Source organism: Acidithiobacillus ferriphilus (genome assembly GCF_018854775.1).
Lineage (GTDB): Bacteria > Pseudomonadota > Gammaproteobacteria > Acidithiobacillales > Acidithiobacillaceae > Acidithiobacillus > Acidithiobacillus ferriphilus.
Window position 1 is genome coordinate 1 of sequence record NZ_JAAZTY010000102.1, and the last position, 1,970, is coordinate 1,970.

General features: G+C 59.3%; 3 protein-coding genes. All 3 read right to left on the reverse strand.

The window, feature by feature from the left end:
• The coding region (rlmN, locus tag HF921_RS07775) for a 23S rRNA (adenine(2503)-C(2))-methyltransferase RlmN (RefSeq protein WP_215892585.1) at positions 1–714 on the reverse strand (714 nt) is incomplete at its 3' end.
• Positions 715–1,140 (reverse strand): nucleoside-diphosphate kinase, encoded by a 426-nt coding sequence (ndk, locus tag HF921_RS07780; protein ID WP_215849842.1) that lies wholly within the window; start codon positions 1,138–1,140, stop codon positions 715–717.
• A gap of 136 nt (positions 1,141–1,276) precedes the next feature.
• Positions 1,277–1,970 (reverse strand): tRNA (adenosine(37)-N6)-dimethylallyltransferase MiaA (miaA, locus tag HF921_RS07785; RefSeq protein WP_215893621.1); only part of this gene is annotated, 694 nt, incomplete at its 5' end.

Below are 1,970 nucleotides of genomic sequence, written 5' to 3' on the forward strand. Positions count from 1 at the left end.
TGGCACGAGAATGTCGCGGATATCATCGCGGCTGGCATGCAAACTGATCGCGAGATTGACCGGGCTTTCCGTACCCAGCCGATCCATGCCCGGCACCACCCCCGCCGTGCTGACGGTAATGCGCCGCGCACCCAAACCGTAGGCATAATCGTCGCGCAGCAAATCCAGCGCAGGTAATACATGACGCAAATTGAGTAACGGCTCACCCATACCCATGAACACCACGTTGGTGATGGCATTCAGACCCAGCAAGCGGCGCGCCACGCGCACCTGGGCGATTATTTCGTGGGTTTCCAGGTTGCGGCTCAGCCCTTGCGCGCCGGTGGCGCAGAAACTGCATGCCAGCGAGCAGCCCACCTGGGAAGAAATGCACAGCGTGCCACGGTCCTCTTCAGGAATAAAAACCGTTTCGATCGCATTGCCATCAGGAAGCTTCAACAGCCATTTGCGGGTGCCATCCGCCGCCAGTTGATCAGCAATAATTTCCGGTTCATCCAGAATGGTCTCAGCGGCGAGTCGGGTGCGGAGGGCTTTGCTGATGTTACTCATGGCCGCGAAATCCGTCACCTGACGGGTATGCAGCCATTGCAAAATCTGGTTGGCGCGAAAGGGGGACTCTCCCCAGGTGCGCAGCAATCCGGCGAGGGACTGGCGATCCAGTCCCAGCAGGTGTGGCCATACGGCCTTGGTAACTACAGAAGAATCGCCTATCATTCAGCGCGAAAAAATCTCCCGTTGGCCAAAAAAGTAGCCGATTTCCCATGCCGCGGTCTCAGCGCTGTCTGAGCCATGCACGGCGTTGGCATCGATGCTGTCGGCAAAGTCCGCACGAATCGTCCCCGCAGCGGCATCTTTGGGGTTGGTCGCGCCCATCAGATCACGGTTTTTGGCGATGGCGCCCTCGCCCTCCAACACCGTAACCACTACCGGGCCACTGCTCATGAAATCGCACAGCTCGCCGTAAAACGGACGCGCTTTGTGTACTGCATAAAACCCTCCCGCCTCATCACGGCTGAGGTGCATCATCTTGGTGGCAGCGACACGCAGGCCCGCCTGTTCGAAACGGCCAAGAATGGCGCCGATGGCATTTTTCTGAACGGCGTCGGGTTTGATGATAGAAAGAGTACGCTCAACAGCCATAAATTCCTCAATGGGGGTAAAATTAAAGTCGCCATAGGCTAGCATTCTGCAGTTTCTCTGGCAATCCGGGACGCATATCCGGGGAGCAATCGTTATCACGCCCGGCGCAAAATATTCGACATTGCGAGATCAACCCCTAACGGGCATTTTTCTGCTGAAAATCAGAGAAGGATTGTAACAACAGTGACGCCGCATCCCCCCGTGTGGGGTCAAGGTAACAATGCGCTGATTCCCTCTTAAACCAGGTATCCTGGCGCTTGGCCAGTTGGCGGGTCGCCGCCAGTGCCGCCTGATAGGCCTCTGCGGCACTGTAGAGGCCGTCATGCCAGGCGAAGTATTGGCGGTAACCCACGGCGCGCATGGCGGGCAATTCCGGCGCGTAGTGACGTTGGCGCAGGGATTCCAGTTCTTCCAAAAAACCCTCTGCCAGCATGGCATCAAGGCGCTGCGCGATGCGCTGATGTAACCAGGTCCGGGGCGGACGCAGGATGATCTTGTAGAGCGGGCCGGGGAACGCTCCCTGCCAATGGCGATGAGCGCTGATCGAGGCGCCGGAACTCAGAATCATTTCCAGCGCGCGTTGAATGCGTTGCCGATCATGGGGGGCGATAGCCGCAGCGGTTTCCGGATCCAGGGTCGCGAGGCGCTGGTGTAGTGCCGGCCACCCCGCCGTCTCTGCTGCCGCCACCAGATCCTGGCGCAGGGCGGGATCGGCGGGGGGTAACGCATCAATACCACGCTCCAGCGCGCGGAAATACAGACCCGTGCCACCCACCAACAGCGGGATGCGATCGCGTTCCCGCGCCAGCGCAATGCAGCGCAGGGCATCT